We start from the raw sequence: 16,776 nt of genomic DNA on the forward strand, positions 1-16,776 counted from the left end.
TTCACCTTATTCAAACCTGTGCGATCCACTTGCGATGGGTATGGATCGACATCAAAACCCCAAACGCTGACAGCAGCGTCACCAGCGAAGTTCCTCCGTAGCTAATGAACGGCAACGGCACCCCTACAACCGGCAACAGGCCACTGACCATACCGATGTTGACGAAAACGTAAACAAAAAACGTCATGGTCAACGCACCGGCGAGCAATTTGCCGAACAATGTTTGCGCCTGAGCGGTGATCACCAGCCCCCGGCCAATCAACAACAGATAGATCAGCAACAAGGCGCAAATGCCTACCAGGCCGAACTCTTCACCCAGTACCGCAATGATGAAGTCGGTGTGGCTTTCCGGCAGAAAGTCCAGGTGCGACTGGGTGCCGAGCAGCCAGCCCTTGCCGAATACGCCGCCGGAGCCGATCGCGGCTTTCGACTGAATGATGTTCCAGCCCGTGCCGAGCGGATCGCTTTCCGGGTCGAGGAACGTCAGGATCCGCTGCTTCTGGTAGTCGTGCATGATGAAAAACCACATCGCCACCGACACCGGGATCGCCGCCGCCAGCACGCTGAGAATCCAGCGCCAGCGCAGCCCGCCCATGAACAGCACGAATGCGCCACCCGCCAGAATCAGCAGCGACGTGCCAAGGTCAGGCTGACGGACGATCAACACGAACGGCACACCAATCAGCATCAGACTGATGCCGACGTGCTTGAGTTGCGGCGGCAAGGTGCGTTTGGACAGATACCAGGCAATGGTCGCCGGCATCAGGATCTTCATGAATTCTGAGGGCTGGAAGCGGATCACCCCGGGAATGTTAATCCAGCGCGTGGCGCCCATGGCGTTGTGGCCCATGATGTCCACCACCATCAGCAGTACCACCCCAATCACATAGCCGAGCGGTACCCAACGCGCCATGAAGCGAGGTTCGAGCTGGGCGATGACGATCATCGACACCAGACCGATGCCGAACGAAGTGGCCTGCTTGGCCAGCAGATCCCAGCTCTTGCCGCTGGCCGAATACAGCACGAACAGACTGCCGGCGGCGAGGATCAGCAGCAGGATCAGCAACGGACCATCAATGTGCAGTCTTTGCAGCAGCGTCGCGCGGCGACGCATCACATCCTCGCTGGAGAGCATGCGATCAAAATTATTCATCACGGGCCGTAGCCTCCGCACTGATTGGACTGGCGTATTCGGCCTTCAAACGTCCGTCCTGATCCAGCAGCCAGGCGTCCATGACCTGACGCACCACCGGCGCGGCGACGCCGGAGCCGGACTCACCGTTCTCGACCATCACCGACACCACGATTCGTGGATCGTCAGCCGGGGCAAACCCGACGAACAAGGCGTGGTCGCGGTGGCGCTCCTGAACCTTGGAGCGGTCGTACTTCTCGCCCTGCTTGATCGCCACCACCTGCGCCGTACCCGACTTGCCGGCGATACGATATTGCGCGCCAATGGCCGCTTTACGCGCTGTGCCTCGGGCACCGTGCATCACTTGCTGCATGCCGTGGTTGACCTTGGTCCAGTCCGACGGATCGCGCAGGACGATGTCCGGCATCGGGTTTTCGTCCACCGGCTTCACCCCTTCCAGGGATTTGGCCAGGTGCGGACGGTTCCACACGCCTTTGTTGGCGACCAGCGCTGTGGCCTGAGCCAATTGCAGCGGGGTCGATTGCATGTAGCCCTGGCCGATCCCGAGAATCAGGGTTTCGCCCGGGAACCATGCCTGACGCCGGGTCGCGCGTTTCCACTCGCGGGACGGCATCAGGCCGGGGGACTCTTCGAACATGTCCAGCGAGACCTTCTGGCCGATGCCGAACTTGTTCATGTAGGCCGACAACCGATCGATGCCGAGCTTGTGCGCCAGGTCATAAAAGTAGGTGTCGTTGGAACGCATGATCGCCGTGTCGAGGTCGACAAAGCCGTCGCCCGTGCGGTTCCAGTTACGGTATTTGTGATCGTAGTTGGGCAGCATGTAATAGCCCGGGTCGAACACCCGGCTCGACGCGGTCACGACACCGGAATCGAGGCCGGCAATCGCCACCGCCGGTTTGATCGTCGAACCCGGCGGATACAGACCGCGCAGCACGCGGTTAAACAGCGGCCGGTCGATGGAGTCACGCAGCTCGGCATACGCCTTGAAGCTGATCCCGGTGACGAACAGGTTCGGGTCGAAGCTCGGCTGACTGACCATCGCCAGCACCTCGCCAGTCCTCGGATCGAGCGCTACCACCGCACCCCGACGACCGCCCAGCGCGGCTTCGGCCGCTTCCTGCAACTTGATGTCCAGACTGAGGACGATGTCCTTGCCGGGAATCGGATCGGTGCGTTTGAGCACGCGCAGGACGCGGCCACGAGCGTTGGTCTCGACTTCCTCGTAACCCACCTGACCGTGCAACTCCGGCTCGTAGAAACGCTCGATGCCGGTTTTGCCGATGTGGTGGGTGCCGCTGTAATTGACCGGGTCCAGCGACTTCAGCTCTTTCTCGTTGATCCGCCCCATGTAACCCACCGAGTGCGCAAAGTGCGCGCCCTGCGGGTAGTGACGGACCAGTTGCGCGACCACTTCCACCCCTGGCAGACGGAACTGGTTCACCGCGATCCGGGCGATCTGCTCTTCGGTCAGCTCGAACAGGATCGGCACCGGCTCGAACGGCCGGCGTCCCTGTCGCATACGCTTCTCGAAGATCACCCGGTCTTCGGGCGTCAGCTGCAACACCTCGACGATCACGTCGAGCACTTGCTGCCAGTCGCCGGAGCGCTCGCGGGTCATGCTCAGGCTGAAGCTTGGACGGTTGTCCGCGACCACCACGCCGTTGCGGTCGAAGATCAATCCGCGGGTCGGCGGAATCGGCTGCACGTGGACGCGGTTGTTTTCCGAAAGCGTCGAGTGGTACTCGTACTGGATCACCTGCAAGTAATACAGCCGTGCAATCAGCACGCCGATCAGCATCACAATCGCAATGGCCCCGAACACGACGCGGCTACGCACCAGGCGTGCGTCCTTTTCGTGGTCCTTGATGCGGATCGGCTGAGACATGAGGGCAGGCTTACTTGTGGTAAGGGTGACCGGACAGCACGGTCCAGGCACGGTACAACTGTTCGCCGATCAGAATCCGCACCAGCGGGTGCGGCAACGTCAACGGTGACAACGACCAACGCTGATCAGCGCGGGCACAGACTTCCGGCGCCAGCCCTTCCGGGCCACCGACCATGAAATTGACCGTGCGCGAATCCAGCCGCCAGCGATCGAGTTCGACCGCCAGTTGCTCGGTGCTCCAGGGTTTGCCGTGGACTTCCAGCGTGACGATCCGCTCATTCGGCCCGACCTTGGCCAGCATGGCTTCGCCTTCCTGGCGGATGAAACGGGCCACGTCGGCATTCTTGCCACGGGTATTGAGCGGAATTTCCACCAGTTCCAGCGCCAGCTCGGACGGAAGACGCTTGGCATATTCATGCCAGCCTTCTTCAACCCATTTGGGCATGCGAGAACCGACGGCGATCAGGCGCAGTCGCACAGCAATCCCTTACAGCTGGTCTTTGTTGAGCTTGGTGAAATGCTCGTGGGTGTTTTCCGGGCTGTGGTGCTTGGCGTCTGCCGCGCGGCTTTGCTCGGCACCGGCCCACAGGCGTTCCAGGTCGTAGAACTGACGTGCCGAGGCAGTCATCATGTGCACGATCACCAGATCGAGGTCGAGCAGTACCCAGTCGCTGTCGCCCTTGCCTTCTTCGCCCAGCGGCTTGGCGCCCTGCTTTTTCACTTCTTCGCGAACCTTGTCCAGCATCGCGTTGATCTGGCGATTGGACGTACCGGTGGCGATGATCATGTAGTCGGTGATGCTTTGCTTGTCGCGCACATCAATGATCTGGATGTCCTGGGCCTTGACGTCTTCCAGCGCCGCAACAGCGATCTTGACCAGTTCGTCGCCTTTCAGCGGTTCGTTGGTGTTGACCGGCTCTGGCAGCGGAGCGCTCTTGAACGTGCCTTTGCGCTTAACTTTGGTTTGGTCTTTGTCAGTCATATAAAACTCGTTTTGCTCATGTATTCGGCGGCTTGGCGACACGCGGATTCGTATCAGTGAAGCACGCCTTGTTCAGTTCGACGCACGGTACAGACCGTGCGCATCGATGTAGGCCAGGACCGCGTCGGGCACCAGGAAACGTACCGACTTACCGCTGGCCAGCAGTTGACGGATCTGGGTGGCGGAAACCGCGAGCGGTGTCTGCCAGACGAATGCAATCTGTCCGCTCGGCCCTTTCAGGGCCAGCGGGTCGCTCACCGAACGCGCTGCCAGCAGGTTGCGCAAGGCATCCGGCGGTTCGCTGTCGGCGTCCGGGCGCTGTAGCACCAGGATGTGGCAATGCTGGAGCAACTCTTCCCAGCGGTGCCAAGTGGGCAGGCCGCAAAATGCGTCCCAGCCCAAAAGTAGAAAAACCTGGGTCTCGGCGGGCATTTCAGCACGCATCGACTCCAGGGTATCAATGGTGTAAGACGGTTTGTCCCGCTGCAATTCGCGGGCGTCCACCACCAGCGGCGGCACTCCGGCCACCGCGCACTCGACCATCGCCAGCCGATCCTGCGCCGACACCTGCGGCGTATCGCGATGCGGCGGCCGCGCGCTCGGCGTCAGGCGCAGCTCATCGAGCGCCAGCGCTTCGGCAACTTCCAGGCCACCGCGCAAATGGCCGATGTGCACCGGGTCGAACGTGCCGCCCAGCACGCCAATGCGCCGCGGGCGGGGTTCGCTGCCGGTTTGCGGCGCTGTCAGGTCGAGGTCGGCCAAGTCAGACCGGCGCCTGGCCGCGCAACTGGCCATCACCGACCACGATGTACTTCTCGCAGGTCAGTCCTTCGAGACCCACCGGGCCACGGGCGTGCAGCTTATCAGTAGAAATGCCGATCTCGGCACCCAATCCGTATTCAAATCCATCGGCGAAGCAGGTCGGGGTGTTGATCATGACCGACGCCGAGTCGACTTCGGCCACAAAGCGGCGGGTGTCGGCGAGGTTTTCGCTGACAATCGAGTCGGTGTGATGCGAGCCGTAATGGTTGATGTGTTCAATGGCCTGATCCAGACCGTCGACCACGCGGATCGACAGAATCGGCGCCAGATACTCGGTGCTCCAGTCGTCTTCACTGGCCGGCACGGCATCGATGATCGCCCGGGTGCGCTCGCAGCCACGCAGTTCGACGCCTTTTTCGCGGAACTGCGCAGCCATCGACGGCAGGAAATCCCTGGCAACACGTTGATCGACCAGCAACGTCTCCATCGCCCCGCAAATGCCGTAGCGATAGGTCTTGGCGTTGAACGCGATGCGCTGGGCTTTCGGCAGATCGGCGTGTTCGCTGACATAGACGTGGCAGATGCCGTCCAGATGTTTGATCACCGGCACGCGGGCATCGCGGCTGATGCGCTCGATCAGGCCACGACCACCGCGCGGCACGATCACGTCGACGTACTCGGGCATGGTGATCATCGCGCCGACGGCGGCACGGTCGGTGGTTTCAACCACTTGCACCACGGCGGCCGGCAGTTCGGCTTCGGCCAGACCGCGCTGGATGCACGCGGCAATCGCGCGGTTGGAGTTAATCGCTTCGGAGCCACCGCGCAGGATGGTCGCGTTGCCCGACTTCAGGCACAGACTGGCAGCATCGATGGTCACGTTGGGACGGGATTCGTAAATGATCCCGATCACGCCCAGCGGCACGCGCATCTTGCCGACCTGGATGCCCGAGGGGCGGAAGCTCATGTCGCGGATCGCACCGACCGGATCCGGCAGCGCAGCCACCTGGCGCAAACCGACGATCATGCCGTCGATGCGCGCCGGGGTCAGCTCCAGACGTTCCAGCAGGGCGGGTTCCAGACCATTGGCGCGACCGGCGGCCAGATCCTGTTCGTTGGCTGCGGCCAGCTCGGCGCGAGCAGCGTCCAGCGCATTGGCAGCGGCCTGCAAGGCGCGGTTTTTCTGCGCAGTGCTGGCACGGCCGATGACCCGGGAGGCTTCGCGGGCGGCGCGACCCAATCGGGTCATGTAGTCAAGAACGGACTCAGTCATGGTCTGCTGGGGTCTTGGCAAAGAGGAAAGCGGCAGATTATAGCTGTCGCGTCCCGGGACTAACAGCGGTGACAGGCGGATGGTCGAAATGGACTGCAATTTGCCGACGTTCAGCCGTAATTAAGCTGCGGATTGCTATCATCACGACCCCTTGAGCCTGGATAAACACCGCTGGCCATGTCCAATCTGACTGTTCGCGCCACCGCCGAGCGCCTGCCACTGGGCCTTGCGGACGCTTTTTTCGACCGCGACGCTCAACTGCTGGCCCGTGAGCTGCTCGGCAAAGTCATTCGCCACCGCGTCGGCGATCTGTGGCTCAGCGCGCGGATCATCGAAACCGAGGCCTATTACTGCGCCGAAAAAGGCAGTCACGCCTCGCTCGGCTACACAGAAAAGCGTAAGGCTTTGTTTCTGGATGGCGGCCACATCTATATGTATTACGCCCGTGGCGGCGATTCACTGAACTTCAGCGCCCAAGGGCCGGGCAACGCGGTGTTGATCAAATCCGCCTATCCGTGGGTCGATGAAATCAGCGGGCCGGCGAGTCTGGCACAGATGCTTTTAAACAATCCGGATGCCCAGGGTCGACCTCGTCCCTCGCAAAAACTCTGTGCCGGGCAGACGTTGCTGTGCAAAGCCTTGGGCCTGAAAGTACCGGTGTGGGATGCAAAACGCTTCGATCACGAAGTGTTGCTGGTCGAAGACACCGGTCCGGCCCCCGCACACATTATTCAAACCACTCGACTGGGCATTCCCCATGGTCGTGACGAACACTTGATGTACCGCTTTGTCGACGCCGCTTATGCGCAATGGTGCACGCGGAACCCGCTGCGCCGGGGTCAGGTCGAAGGTCGCGATTATCTTTTGCTGCCCGGGCTCGACGCTGAGTTGAAGTAAAAGGAATTCCCTGCGGATGCAGGTCTGCACGTTCCCATACGAATAAAATGAAGATTGGATGGAGTGGTTTTATGGGCCCATGGCTCGATAGCGTGACCGGATGGCTGGCGGCCAACCCGCAATGGTTAGCCGCGGCGGTATTCATCGTCGCCTGCGTGGAATGCCTGGCGATTGCCGGATTGATCGTGCCCGGCACAGTGCTGCTGTTTGCCGTGGCGGTGCTGGCCGGCAGCGGCGCGTTGTCGTTGAGCGAAACCTTGTTGCTGGGTTTCCTCGGCGGAATTCTCGGCGATGTGATTTCGTATTTCCTCGGCCGCCACTTCCACCAGAATATCCGGCGCCTGCCGGGGTTGCGTCATCACCCGGAATGGATGGCCGGCGCCGAAACCTATTTCCAGCGCTACGGCATCGCCAGCCTGTTGGTCGGACGCTTCATCGGCCCGTTGCGCCCGATGCTGCCAATGGTCGCCGGCATGTGCGACATGCCCTTCCCGCGTTTCGCCGCTGTCAGTCTGCTGGCCGCAGCAGGATGGAGCGTCGCCTATCTGCTGCCGGGCTGGGCCACCGGCGCGGCCATTCGCCTGCCCTTGCCGGAAGGTTTCTGGCTTCAGGCCGGCATTGTCGCCGCGAGTATCGCGGTGATGGTTGGCCTGAGCGTCAACAGCAGCCTGCGCAGTCATCGCCGCGCGACAATCTGGATCAGCAGCATGAGCCTGTTGATTCTGATCGGTCTTTTTATCGGTTATCCGTACCTGACCGCACTCGACCAAGGCGTGATGACGCTGGTGCAGGAACATCGCCAACCGATGCTCGATGAAATCGCGGTGACCTTCACCCTGATCGGCGAATTCCACAACATGCTGACGTTCAGCGCCCTGCTCACCGGCCTCTTGCTGCTGTGTCGCCAGTGGCGCCAGGCAATCTTCGCCGGTGGCACGTTGCTCTGTACCGCATTGTTGAACACCGGAACCAAGCAGTTTTTCGCCCGGGTACGCCCGGAAGTGTTGACCGACCCACTGACCAGCTACAGCATGCCCAGCGGCCATGCGTCAGGCTCTTTCGCGCTGTTTCTGACGCTGGCGGTACTGGCCGGACGCGGACAACCGCCACGCATGCGCCTGACCTGGTTGCTGATCGCCTGTATTCCCGCAATGGCCATCGCCCTGTCGCGGGTTTATCTGGGGGCGCACTGGCCGACGGACGTGCTGGCCGGGGCCATGCTGGCCGCCTGCGTGTGCGCCGCCAGCCTGTGGCTGAGCCAGCGCAAGACGCCGCTCAACGCCATGCCGTTCAAGGTCTGGTGGTTGATTCTGCCGGCGTTGCTGGTGTTGTTCAGCCTGTTCGTTTTCCGGCATTTGCCCAATACGATGTTGCGCTACGCCTATTGATAATGTTGATGAGCGCGCTGTGGGCAGACTATTCAACCCAGCGCGCCGACGTTTTCTACTCTGGCCTTTCGACAATTTTCACTACAAACAATGCAGGTTTGTTGTTGTAGGCATCATGCCCAGTTGTATTGGGCTCAACATCCTTGAAGTGATGTTTGCCGTTATCTTGCGCATGATAAATCGCCTTGCTGCCACCTGCTGCGAGCACAACGTTAACCGGGCCTTTGTCCAGATCACTAAACTTCGCATTCTGCACACCCGGTATAGATAAAGTGAATTGGCTGCTCTGGCTCGCATCTCGCACCACTATATGCCGAGCATCATTACTGATTGTCAGATAACCCTCGTCGTACTCACCCTTTAAAATCGTCATGACTGAGAACCTGTCACCCTTTGGTATCAAGCGAAATAACAACGGTTTGTCATCTTCATGATCAGCCAGCGTGAGAAAGCCCGATCCGTCGGGACTGGCCAGTGCGACTTCAACATCCAGTCGCTCACGCCGGGTAATTCGCGAATCACGCAACCGCAGTTTCAAGCGCTGCTGGTTAAGGACAACTGGCAAGCCATCCAGATAAAAATTAACAGTAAATGAGTTGCTATTATTCGAAGACATATGAGTCACCCACACACAAACGCCATACCGACCTTTAACAAACCGGCAAGCAACGATTAATGTTTTATTTATTTAGCAACGAACGAAGACATCAGATTAGCCGATGTCATAGAAACCCTTGGGATTTCACCGACAGGTATTTTTCCGACCCTACGCTTACGGCGCGCAATAGTCATTGAGTCAGCATAAACACCAGCGGCCTCAATAATAATATCAATATTCTGATCAACACCTGCATGCTTGAAAATATACTTACCGGCGATATCATCCCAGAACGCCCACTCATCTTCATAAACAGTCATAATTATTCCTTCATCGTTATTAAAACCACCAACTTCCTGTTGGTGATTAAAATTTAAGATAAAGGTCAAACCAACACAATGCTGGCAGGCCAGTCGAGTTGATTCAAAGTAAAACTAAGCGAACAACTCACCCTGCAACTCATCGAGCAACGCCTGAATCGCATCCAACCGCTGCTGCGGATCGTCCAGCTGCAGCAGGTCGATCTTGTCCTCTTCGGCAAACGGCAACAGATAGGCCAACTGGTTGGCCAGCGATTGTTGACCCATCGCGTCGGTGCCCATGTTCAACGCTTCGACCATCGGGTGCTCGGCCAAAGCCTTGAGCAGCGCCACCAGATCGGCGTCCTCATCCTGCAACGGTTGCTCGGGTTCTTCGTCCAGCCACTCGACTTCAGCCACGATCAATTGATCGCGTTGCACTTCGGTGCGCTGCACGATGAAGCGCCGCCCACCCTGCACGCGAATCCCCAGCAAACCGTTGTCCTGCTGCTGGAAATCGGTGATCCGCGCCTCACACCCGACCAAGGCAAAACCTTCTGGCGCAACGCCCACCTCGTGCCCCTCAAGGATGCACACCACCCCAAACCCGCCGCCCTGCTTCATGCAGCGACCGATCATGTCCAGATAGCGCGCCTCGAAGATCTGCAAGTCGAGGTTGCAGCTGGGGAACAGCACTGTGTTCAGCGGGAAAAGCGGCAGACTCATAGACATTTCCTTACACCACCATCGACACCGCCAACGGCAGGAACACCGCCGTGGCCACGCCCATCAGACTCATCGCCAGCGCCGCGAAGGCGCCGCATTCATCGCTTTCCTGCAAGGCTACCGATGTGCCGACCGCGTGCGCAGTCATGCCCAGTGCCATGCCTCGCGCTTCGGGACTGTGCACGCCCAATCGGGTCAGCAGCGCCGGGCCGAAGATCGCGCCGATCACCCCGGTGATCAGCACGAACACCGCCGCCAGCGCCGCGACGCCGCCGATCTGTTCGGCCACCAGCATCGCAATCGGTGAGGTCACCGACTTCGGCGCCATGGTCATCAGGATCATGTGCTCGGCGCCAAACCACCAGCCCAGCAACACGCCCATGCCTGTGGCAACCACCCCGCCTATCACCAGCGTAGTAAAAATCGGCCAGAACAATTGGCGAATGCGCCGCAGGTTGAGATACAGCGGCACCGCCAGCGCTACCGTCGCCGGGCCCAGCAGAATGCTGAGAATCTCTGTGCTCTTGCGGTACTCGGCATAAGTCAGGCCGCAGCCCACCAGCACACCGATCACCAACAGCATGGAGACCAGCACCGGTTGCAGAAAGATCCAGCGGGTTTTCTCGAAGGCCGCCAGCACCAATTGATAGGCACCCAGCGTGATGCCGATGCCGAACAGCGGATGATGAATGACCGAAGCCCAGGCACCTTGCCAATCGAAGAGCATCAGGATTCCTCCGGCGGCTGCGCGTGACGCTTGACCAGGCGCTGCATCAGCACTCCGGCGAACGCCATCGACAGGATCAGCGACAGCACCAGCGCGCCGACAATCGCCCAGAAATCGGCAGCAATCGCCGTGGCGTAAACCATCACGCCCACCGCCGGCGGCACCAGCAACAACGGCAAATAACGCAGCAGGCTGCCGGCCGCGAGGTTCAGCGGCTCGCCGACCTCTCCGCGAATGACCAGGAACACCAGCAACAACAAAAGGCCAATGATCGGCCCCGGCAGCACCGGCACCAGCAAATGGTTGAGTGCCGTGCCGAGCAATTGGAACAGCACCAGCAGGGTCAGGCCACGTAGCAACATCCGACATCTCCGACAGAAAGCGCCCGGCATTATAAGCACGCCTGCGCTATGGATCGGCATTCGCCAAAAGCATGGTCGGTTGACCTGAGCAAATCGCCATGATGATCTACAGTGGTTCGCAGGGCGGTCAAATCCCCCACCTGAAAAACTATAAAACCGATGAACCCAAGGAGAGTCTCAATGCCCTATGTTCCCGTTGCAGAGCTCAAAGATTATGTCGGCAAGGAACTCGGACGTTCCGAATGGCTCACCATCGATCAGGAGCGCATCAACCTGTTCGCCGAAGCCACCGGGGATTATCAGTTCATTCACGTCGACCCGGTCAAAGCCGCGCAAACGCCATTTGGCAGCACCATTGCCCACGGTTTCCTGTCGCTGTCACTGATTCCCAAATTGATGGAAGACATCCTGATCCTGCCGCAAGGCGTGAAGATGGTGGTCAATTACGGTCTGGACAGCGTGCGTTTCATCCAGCCAGTCAAGGTCAATTCCAAAGTTCGGCTGAAGGTCGACCTGGGCGAAGTGACCGAGAAAAAACCTGGCCAGTGGCTGCTCAAAGCGACCGCAACGCTGGAAATAGAAGGTTCGGACAAACCGGCCTACATCGCCGAGCCACTGTCGCTCTGCTTCGTCTAAACCTAGCGGATGCGAAGCAGCGCACGCTGTTTCGCATCAACAGTCTTTTACCGGCTGCATTAGGTCACACAGCTGCGGCATACTCGGTCGCCTAATTGCCCGGATCCCGCTATGCGCTCACTCGCTTCTCTTGCACCCATTGCCTTGACGCTGATGCTCACTGCTTGCGGCGACGGTGAATCACTGTTGCCGCCCGATGCGCGCCTGCCCGACGGCGGACGCTATCGCGGCGAGCTGGTCGATGGTTTGTTGCAGGGTCAGGGGCGCGTCGACTACCCCAACGGCAGCTGGTACGCCGGGCAGTTCGACAAGGGCCAATGGCATGGCCAGGGCGAATGGCACGGCAGCAATGGCGAGGTCTATCGCGGGCAGTTCCAGCAAGGCTTGTTCGACGGTCAGGGCAGCCTGACCACCAATGCCAGCAGTTACACCGGCGGCTTCAAGCAGGGCCGACGCGAAGGCGAAGGCACCCTGAAAGAAAACGCCATGACCTACCGTGGCGAATTCAAGGCCGATCAATATTCCGGGCTCGGCCGTCTAGAAATGGATGACGGCAGCGCCTACCAGGGCCAGTTCGCGCACGGCAAACCCAACGGCGAAGGCCTGCGCGGCGATGCCAGCGGCAACTCGTTCACCGGCCATTTCGTCAACGGTCAGCTGGAAGGCAACGGCACGTTCAACAGTGCCGACGGCGACATCTATGTCGGCGGTTTCAAGAACAACCAACTGCACGGCAAGGGTCGCTACGAAAACGCCGACGGCGATGTCTGGCTTGGCCAGTTCAAGGAAGGCGCGCTGACCGGCAAGGGAGAATTGATCGGCGCCGACGGCAGCCATTACATCGGTTACTTCAACGATTGGCGCTTCAGCGGTCAGGGTCGCTTGAACCTGTCCGACGGCAGCTTCTATATCGGCCAGTTCGACAGCGACAGTTATTCAGGGCGCGGCACACTGGTGCTGACCGATGGCACTGTAATGAGCGGCACCTGGATCAACGGCCAGCGCGTGCGCGATGCCGATGGCAAGTTGCTGCCCGACACCCTCGAACTCGGCTTGCTCGCGCAGGGCCGTTTGCTCGACGATGCGCTGGCAGCCATTCCGGCCTCGACCCCGGCCGTCGAGCTATACACCCTGACTCTCGGCGGTGACGGCAAACAGAGCGTGTTCCTGCGCGAGTCCGATTACGTCGCCAACATGCTGACCACGCGGTTCGGCGCCTATGGCCAGATCCGTCTGGTCAACCACCGCGACCACCTCGGGGACCGGCCGATGGCCACCCGCGAAAACCTGCGCCGCGCCGCGCAAACCCTGGCCGAACGCAGCGGCCCGGAAGATCTGCTGTTCATCTACCTGACCAGCCACGGCACCGCCGAACACGAACTGGTGCTCGATCAGCCGCGCATGGAACTGGCCGACCTGCCTGCCGACGAACTCGCCGCCGTGCTCGCACCGCTGAAAAACCGCGACAAGATCATCGTGATTTCTTCGTGCTATTCCGGTGGTTTCATCCCGGCTCTCAAGGATGAACGCACGCTGATCATGACCGCCTCGCGTGCCGATCGCGTGTCCTTTGGCTGCTCGGAAGAAGCCAACTTCACCTACTTCGGCGATGCGCTGTTTGCACAGGCGCTGAACCAGACCGACGATCTGGAGCAAGCCTTCAAACTGGCCAGGGCCACCGTGGCCGAGCGAGAGCTGGCGGACAATTTCGAAGCCTCGGAGCCGCAGATCTGGGCGCCGAAAACCGTGCTGTCGCACTGGCAACTGCTGCGCAAACAGCAAGCAAGAAAAGCATTGCAAAGTGCTGCGTTGAACGACGGTGCGATAAAGAGCAACTAAGCTGAACAGTATCAAGGGAGAGACACTATGTACTTGACGCCTCAGCACGTATTGCTTGCCGGAGCCACCGGATTGACCGGTGAACATCTACTCGACCGTTTGCTCAACGAGCCAACGATTACGCGCGTGCTCGCCCCTTCCCGCCGGCCACTGGCCGAACATCCGCACCTGGAAAACCCGGTCGGCGACCCGCAGACATTTCTGCCGCAGCTCGCCGGACGCGTCGATATCGCCTACTGCTGCCTCGGCACCACGATCAAACAGGCCGGCTCCGAAGAAGCGTTCCGCGCGGTGGATCTGGACATGGTGGTAGCGTTCGCCAAGCGTGCGCGGGAGATGGGCGCACGGCATCTGATTGTGATCAGCGCGATTGGCGCCGATCCGAAATCGTCGGTTTTCTACAATCGGGTCAAGGGTGAAATGGAAGAAGCCCTGCGTGCACAGGACTGGCCGCAGTTGACCATTTGCCGGCCATCGTTGTTGTTGGGTGAACGTACAGAGCCACGTCTGGGCGAACAGCTCGCCGCGCCGTTTTCCAAACTGATTCCCGGCAAATACCGCGGCATCGAGGCCTGCCAACTGGCGCGGGCGATGTGGCGGCTGGCGCTGGAGGAGCAGGACGGGGTGCGGATTGTCGAGTCGGATGAGCTGCGCAAGTTGGGCAAATAACCGCACGCCTCTGTGGCGAGGGGATTTAGCGAAACGTCGCACCGCCCCGTTGGGGTGCGAAGCGCCCCCAAAACTTTAAAAGCGACGACTGCTGCGCAGCCGAACGGGGATAAATCTCCTCGCCACAGGGGGTGTGCAATCTCCCTACAACCCGCCTGTTGCTTGAAAACCCACGCCAATCACGGTCAGCAACGACAACGGCAACAACAGCGTATCCAGCAAAGCACTCGCCGGCAGATCCACCCCCGGATAGCTCGGCGCCTCGGCGCCGAACCGGTCCATCGCGCAGCACCCGCCATTCATTGCGTACAAATCCAGTCGAGTCCCCGAGTACACCACCGGCGCACCGGGTTTGGCCGCATCCAGCGTCCGCGCCGTGGCGCAGCCGTTCAGTTGCAGCGCCAGCGCCGTGACCAGCACAGATGCCAGCAGCTTATTCATTGCTGTTCAGATGATGCTCGCCCCAGCGCGGCAGCATGTCCTGAGGAATGCCCAGCAGATTGAGAATCCGTGCCACGACGAAATCGATCAGGTCGTCGATGGTCTGCGGCTGATGATAGAAACCGGGGGACGCCGGCAGAATGGTCACGCCCATGTTCGACAGCTTGAGCATGTGCTCCAGATGAATGCTCGAATACGGCGCTTCGCGTGGCACCAGAATCAACTGGCGACGCTCCTTCAGGGTCACGTCCGCCGCGCGCTCGATCAGATTGTTGCAGGCGCCCGTGGCAATCGCCGACAGCGTCCCGGTCGAACACGGCACCACCACCATTGCCGCCGGCGCACCGGAACCGGATGCCACGGGCGACATCCAGTCTTCCTTGCCATACACGCGAATCTGCCCGGCGGCGGCCCCGGTGTATTCGGTGAGGAAGGCCTGAATCATCTGCGGCTTGGCCGGCAGCGTGACATCGGTCTCGGTGGCCATCACCAGTTGCGCGGCTTTGGAAATGAGGAAGTGCACCTCACGATCCTCTCGCACCAGGCAATCGAGCAGACGCAAACCGTACTGGGCACCGGACGCACCGGTCATTGCCAGGGTGATGCGTTCTGGGCCATTGCTCCCCAAACGAGTGTTCATTGCAGCGCCTCGGCGAGTTTGCCGTGCAGGCCGCCGAAGCCGCCGTTGCTCATGATCACCACGTGGGTGCCGGGCTGGGCCTGGCTCTTCACGCGTTCGATGATGCCTTCCAGGGAGTCGCTGACAATCGACGGCACGCTGCACAACGCGGCGGTGCCGGCCAGATCCCAGCCGAGGTTGGCCGGGGCGTACCAGACCACCTGATCGGCATCGTTGACACTTTCCGGCAAACCGTCGCGGTGCGCGCCGAGCTTCATCGAGTTGGAGCGCGGTTCGATGATCGCGATCAGCGGCGCGTCGCCAATACGTTTGCGCAGGCCATCCAGCGTGGTGGCAATGGCCGTCGGGTGATGGGCGAAGTCGTCGTAGATGGTGATGCCGCGCACTTCGGCGACTTTCTCCATCCGCCGTTTGACGTTCTTGAATGCACTCAGCCCGGCAATGCCCATCGACGGCACAACGCCGACGTGACGCGCCGCCGCCAGCGCGGCCAAGGCGTTGGCGACGTTGTGCTGACCGGTCAGCTCCCATTCGACGGTGCCCTGGGACACGCCTTCAAACATCACTTCGAAAGCGGAACCGTCGTCTTTCAGCAGTTTGACCTGCCACTGTCCACCGACACCGGTGGTTTGCACCGGGGTCCAGCAGCCCATTTCGATCACGCGCTGCAGGGCAGGTTCGGTGGTCGGGTGGATGACCAGGCCTTCACTTGGAATGGTGCGCACCAAGTGATGGAACTGCCGCTCGATCGCCGGCAGATCCGGGAAGATGTCGGCATGATCGAACTCGAGGTTATTCAGAATCGCAGTGCGCGGACGGTAGTGAACGAATTTCGAGCGCTTGTCGAAGAACGCGCTGTCGTACTCGTCGGCCTCGATCACGAAGAACGGCGTGCCGCCCAGCCGTGCAGACACCGAGAAATTCTGCGGTACGCCACCGATAAGGAACCCCGGACTCATGCCGGCATGTTCAAGCACCCAGGCGAGCATGCTGCTGGTGGTGGTTTTGCCGTGCGTACCGGCCACCGCCAGTACCCAGCGACCCTGCAGCACGTGATCGGCCAGCCATTGCGGGCCGGAGACGTACGGCAGGCCTTTGTTCAGCACATATTCCACGGCCGGGTTGCCACGGGACATGGCGTTGCCGATCACCACCAGATCCGGCGCCGGCTCCAGTTGAGCCGGGTCGTAACCTTGGGTCAGCTGAATGCCCTGGGCTTCAAGCTGCGTGCTCATCGGCGGATAGACGTTGGCGTCGGAGCCGGTCACGTGATGGCCCAGCTCTTTGGCCAGAACCGCCATCGAGCCCATGAAAGTCCCGCAGATACCCAGAATATGAATGTGCATAGTCGACCTCGTAAAACATGGCCGCAGGTTAGCGTAGGGAGGGGGAAATCGCACTCTTTAGGTGATGGGGCGGGGTTGGTTGGCCGTAACATCTCGACTCGACTGCAGACTGCCGCCCTCACCCCAGCCCTCTCCCAGAGGGAGAGGGAG

The 16,776-nt window shown here is 60.5% G+C and carries 19 protein-coding genes; 5 read left to right on the forward strand and 14 right to left on the reverse strand.

Features of this window, described 5'->3' with window-relative positions; all coding sequences use genetic code 11:
• Positions 1 to 10: 10 nt before the first annotated feature.
• The 6 genes from rodA to F2P67_RS02145 form a co-directional block, all read right to left on the reverse strand.
• Positions 11 to 1,114, reverse strand: a complete 1,104-nt coding sequence (gene rodA / locus F2P67_RS02120; RefSeq protein ID WP_166217006.1) for a rod shape-determining protein RodA — start codon at positions 1,112 to 1,114, stop codon at positions 11 to 13.
• 31 nt (positions 1,115 to 1,145) lie between these two features.
• The gene (mrdA, locus tag F2P67_RS02125) at positions 1,146 to 3,041 is read right to left on the reverse strand and encodes a penicillin-binding protein 2 (RefSeq protein WP_166216760.1); all 1,896 of its coding nucleotides are present in this window, start codon (positions 3,039 to 3,041) and stop codon (positions 1,146 to 1,148) included.
• A 10-nt stretch (positions 3,042 to 3,051) separates the two neighbouring features.
• Positions 3,052 to 3,519 carry a 23S rRNA (pseudouridine(1915)-N(3))-methyltransferase RlmH gene (gene rlmH / locus F2P67_RS02130; protein WP_003185785.1) on the reverse strand — a complete coding sequence of 156 codons (468 nt, stop codon included), beginning with the start codon at positions 3,517 to 3,519 and terminating at the stop codon, positions 3,052 to 3,054.
• Between the two features lie 9 nt (positions 3,520 to 3,528).
• Positions 3,529 to 4,023: a ribosome silencing factor gene (rsfS, locus tag F2P67_RS02135; RefSeq protein WP_008087903.1), complete on the reverse strand. Its 495-nt coding sequence runs from the start codon at positions 4,021 to 4,023 to the stop codon at positions 3,529 to 3,531.
• A gap of 72 nt (positions 4,024 to 4,095) precedes the next feature.
• Complete coding sequence (gene nadD, locus F2P67_RS02140; RefSeq protein ID WP_425511009.1) at positions 4,096 to 4,818, reverse strand: nicotinate-nucleotide adenylyltransferase; 723 nt, start codon at positions 4,816 to 4,818, stop codon at positions 4,096 to 4,098.
• Positions 4,787 to 6,058, reverse strand: coding sequence for a glutamate-5-semialdehyde dehydrogenase (locus F2P67_RS02145; protein ID WP_166216766.1), 1,272 nt, complete (start codon positions 6,056 to 6,058; stop codon positions 4,787 to 4,789). The genes nadD and F2P67_RS02145 overlap by 32 nt, the downstream gene beginning before the upstream one ends.
• Positions 6,059 to 6,235: 177 nt before the next feature.
• On the opposite strand from F2P67_RS02145, the gene F2P67_RS02150 reads away from it, so the two are divergent.
• Both F2P67_RS02150 and F2P67_RS02155 read left to right on the forward strand, forming a co-directional pair.
• On the forward strand, positions 6,236 to 6,955 hold the full coding sequence (locus F2P67_RS02150) for a DNA-3-methyladenine glycosylase (protein ID WP_166216769.1): 720 nt from the start codon (positions 6,236 to 6,238) through the stop codon (positions 6,953 to 6,955).
• A 71-nt stretch (positions 6,956 to 7,026) separates the two neighbouring features.
• The gene (locus tag F2P67_RS02155) at positions 7,027 to 8,343 is read left to right on the forward strand and encodes a bifunctional DedA family/phosphatase PAP2 family protein (RefSeq protein ID WP_166216772.1); all 1,317 of its coding nucleotides are present in this window, start codon (positions 7,027 to 7,029) and stop codon (positions 8,341 to 8,343) included.
• Between the two features lie 55 nt (positions 8,344 to 8,398).
• On the opposite strand, the gene F2P67_RS02160 is transcribed toward F2P67_RS02155, so the two are convergent.
• The 5 genes from F2P67_RS02160 to F2P67_RS02180 form a co-directional block, all read right to left on the reverse strand.
• Positions 8,399 to 8,959, reverse strand: coding sequence for a hypothetical protein (locus F2P67_RS02160; protein ID WP_166216775.1), 561 nt, complete (start codon positions 8,957 to 8,959; stop codon positions 8,399 to 8,401).
• Positions 8,960 to 9,027: 68 nt separating this feature from the next.
• Positions 9,028 to 9,261: a hypothetical protein gene (locus F2P67_RS02165; protein WP_166216338.1), complete on the reverse strand. Its 234-nt coding sequence runs from the start codon at positions 9,259 to 9,261 to the stop codon at positions 9,028 to 9,030.
• 114 nt (positions 9,262 to 9,375) lie between these two features.
• Positions 9,376 to 9,966 (reverse strand): LON peptidase substrate-binding domain-containing protein, encoded by a 591-nt coding sequence (locus tag F2P67_RS02170; protein ID WP_166216778.1) that lies wholly within the window; start codon positions 9,964 to 9,966, stop codon positions 9,376 to 9,378.
• Between the two features lie 10 nt (positions 9,967 to 9,976).
• Entirely contained in the window at positions 9,977 to 10,693 is a 717-nt protein-coding gene (locus F2P67_RS02175) for an LrgB family protein (RefSeq protein ID WP_053124192.1), read from the reverse strand.
• Entirely contained in the window at positions 10,693 to 11,055 is a 363-nt protein-coding gene (locus F2P67_RS02180) for a CidA/LrgA family protein (RefSeq protein WP_166216781.1), read from the reverse strand. Before F2P67_RS02180 ends, F2P67_RS02175 begins: the two co-directional genes overlap by 1 nt.
• A 180-nt stretch (positions 11,056 to 11,235) precedes the next feature.
• Between F2P67_RS02180 and F2P67_RS02185 the strand changes: the two genes are divergently transcribed.
• The 3 genes from F2P67_RS02185 to F2P67_RS02195 all read left to right on the forward strand — a co-directional run bounded on the left by F2P67_RS02185 (position 11,236) and on the right by F2P67_RS02195 (position 14,199).
• On the forward strand, positions 11,236 to 11,691 hold the full coding sequence (locus F2P67_RS02185) for a MaoC family dehydratase (RefSeq protein ID WP_007909575.1): 456 nt from the start codon (positions 11,236 to 11,238) through the stop codon (positions 11,689 to 11,691).
• A gap of 111 nt (positions 11,692 to 11,802) precedes the next feature.
• Positions 11,803 to 13,530 carry a C13 family peptidase gene (locus F2P67_RS02190; RefSeq protein ID WP_166216784.1) on the forward strand — a complete coding sequence of 576 codons (1,728 nt, stop codon included), beginning with the start codon at positions 11,803 to 11,805 and terminating at the stop codon, positions 13,528 to 13,530.
• A 27-nt stretch (positions 13,531 to 13,557) separates the two neighbouring features.
• Complete coding sequence (locus F2P67_RS02195; protein ID WP_166216787.1) at positions 13,558 to 14,199, forward strand: oxidoreductase; 642 nt, start codon at positions 13,558 to 13,560, stop codon at positions 14,197 to 14,199.
• 144 nt (positions 14,200 to 14,343) lie between these two features.
• Here F2P67_RS02195 and F2P67_RS02200 read toward each other — a convergent pair whose 3' ends face one another.
• The 3 genes from F2P67_RS02200 to mpl are packed head-to-tail and all read right to left on the reverse strand — an operon-like array spanning position 14,344 to position 16,626.
• Entirely contained in the window at positions 14,344 to 14,640 is a 297-nt protein-coding gene (locus F2P67_RS02200) for a YceK/YidQ family lipoprotein (protein WP_166216790.1), read from the reverse strand.
• Complete coding sequence (gene ubiX / locus F2P67_RS02205) at positions 14,633 to 15,280, reverse strand: flavin prenyltransferase UbiX (protein ID WP_166216793.1); 648 nt, start codon at positions 15,278 to 15,280, stop codon at positions 14,633 to 14,635. Before ubiX ends, F2P67_RS02200 begins: the two co-directional genes overlap by 8 nt.
• Positions 15,277 to 16,626, reverse strand: a complete 1,350-nt coding sequence (gene mpl / locus F2P67_RS02210) for a UDP-N-acetylmuramate:L-alanyl-gamma-D-glutamyl-meso-diaminopimelate ligase (RefSeq protein WP_166216796.1) — start codon at positions 16,624 to 16,626, stop codon at positions 15,277 to 15,279. Before mpl ends, ubiX begins: the two co-directional genes overlap by 4 nt.
• Positions 16,627 to 16,776: the final 150 nt, after the last annotated feature.

The organism is Pseudomonas atagonensis (genome assembly GCF_011369485.1).
GTDB classification, from domain to species: Bacteria; Pseudomonadota; Gammaproteobacteria; order Pseudomonadales; family Pseudomonadaceae; genus Aquipseudomonas; species Aquipseudomonas atagonensis.

Excerpts from the sequence above, each read along its gene's own strand:
- rodA (WP_166217006.1), bottom strand. The coding sequence starts at position 1,114 with ATGCGTCGCCGCGCGACGCTGCTGCAAAGACTGCACATTGATGGTCCG.
- mrdA (WP_166216760.1), bottom strand. The coding sequence starts at position 3,041 with ATGTCTCAGCCGATCCGCATCAAGGACCACGAAAAGGACGCACGCCTG.
- rsfS (WP_008087903.1), bottom strand. The coding sequence starts at position 4,023 with ATGACTGACAAAGACCAAACCAAAGTTAAGCGCAAAGGCACGTTCAAG.
- nadD (WP_425511009.1), bottom strand. The coding sequence starts at position 4,818 with ATGGCCAGTTGCGCGGCCAGGCGCCGGTCTGACTTGGCCGACCTCGAC.
- F2P67_RS02145 (WP_166216766.1), bottom strand. The coding sequence starts at position 6,058 with ATGACTGAGTCCGTTCTTGACTACATGACCCGATTGGGTCGCGCCGCC.
- F2P67_RS02150 (WP_166216769.1), top strand. The coding sequence starts at position 6,236 with ATGTCCAATCTGACTGTTCGCGCCACCGCCGAGCGCCTGCCACTGGGC.
- F2P67_RS02155 (WP_166216772.1), top strand. The coding sequence starts at position 7,027 with ATGGGCCCATGGCTCGATAGCGTGACCGGATGGCTGGCGGCCAACCCG.
- F2P67_RS02160 (WP_166216775.1), bottom strand. The coding sequence starts at position 8,959 with ATGTCTTCGAATAATAGCAACTCATTTACTGTTAATTTTTATCTGGAT.
- F2P67_RS02165 (WP_166216338.1), bottom strand. The coding sequence starts at position 9,261 with ATGACTGTTTATGAAGATGAGTGGGCGTTCTGGGATGATATCGCCGGT.
- F2P67_RS02170 (WP_166216778.1), bottom strand. The coding sequence starts at position 9,966 with ATGAGTCTGCCGCTTTTCCCGCTGAACACAGTGCTGTTCCCCAGCTGC.
- F2P67_RS02175 (WP_053124192.1), bottom strand. The coding sequence starts at position 10,693 with ATGCTCTTCGATTGGCAAGGTGCCTGGGCTTCGGTCATTCATCATCCG.
- F2P67_RS02180 (WP_166216781.1), bottom strand. The coding sequence starts at position 11,055 with ATGTTGCTACGTGGCCTGACCCTGCTGGTGCTGTTCCAATTGCTCGGC.
- F2P67_RS02185 (WP_007909575.1), top strand. The coding sequence starts at position 11,236 with ATGCCCTATGTTCCCGTTGCAGAGCTCAAAGATTATGTCGGCAAGGAA.
- F2P67_RS02190 (WP_166216784.1), top strand. The coding sequence starts at position 11,803 with ATGCGCTCACTCGCTTCTCTTGCACCCATTGCCTTGACGCTGATGCTC.
- F2P67_RS02195 (WP_166216787.1), top strand. The coding sequence starts at position 13,558 with ATGTACTTGACGCCTCAGCACGTATTGCTTGCCGGAGCCACCGGATTG.
- F2P67_RS02200 (WP_166216790.1), bottom strand. The coding sequence starts at position 14,640 with ATGAATAAGCTGCTGGCATCTGTGCTGGTCACGGCGCTGGCGCTGCAA.
- ubiX (WP_166216793.1), bottom strand. The coding sequence starts at position 15,280 with ATGAACACTCGTTTGGGGAGCAATGGCCCAGAACGCATCACCCTGGCA.
- mpl (WP_166216796.1), bottom strand. The coding sequence starts at position 16,626 with ATGCACATTCATATTCTGGGTATCTGCGGGACTTTCATGGGCTCGATG.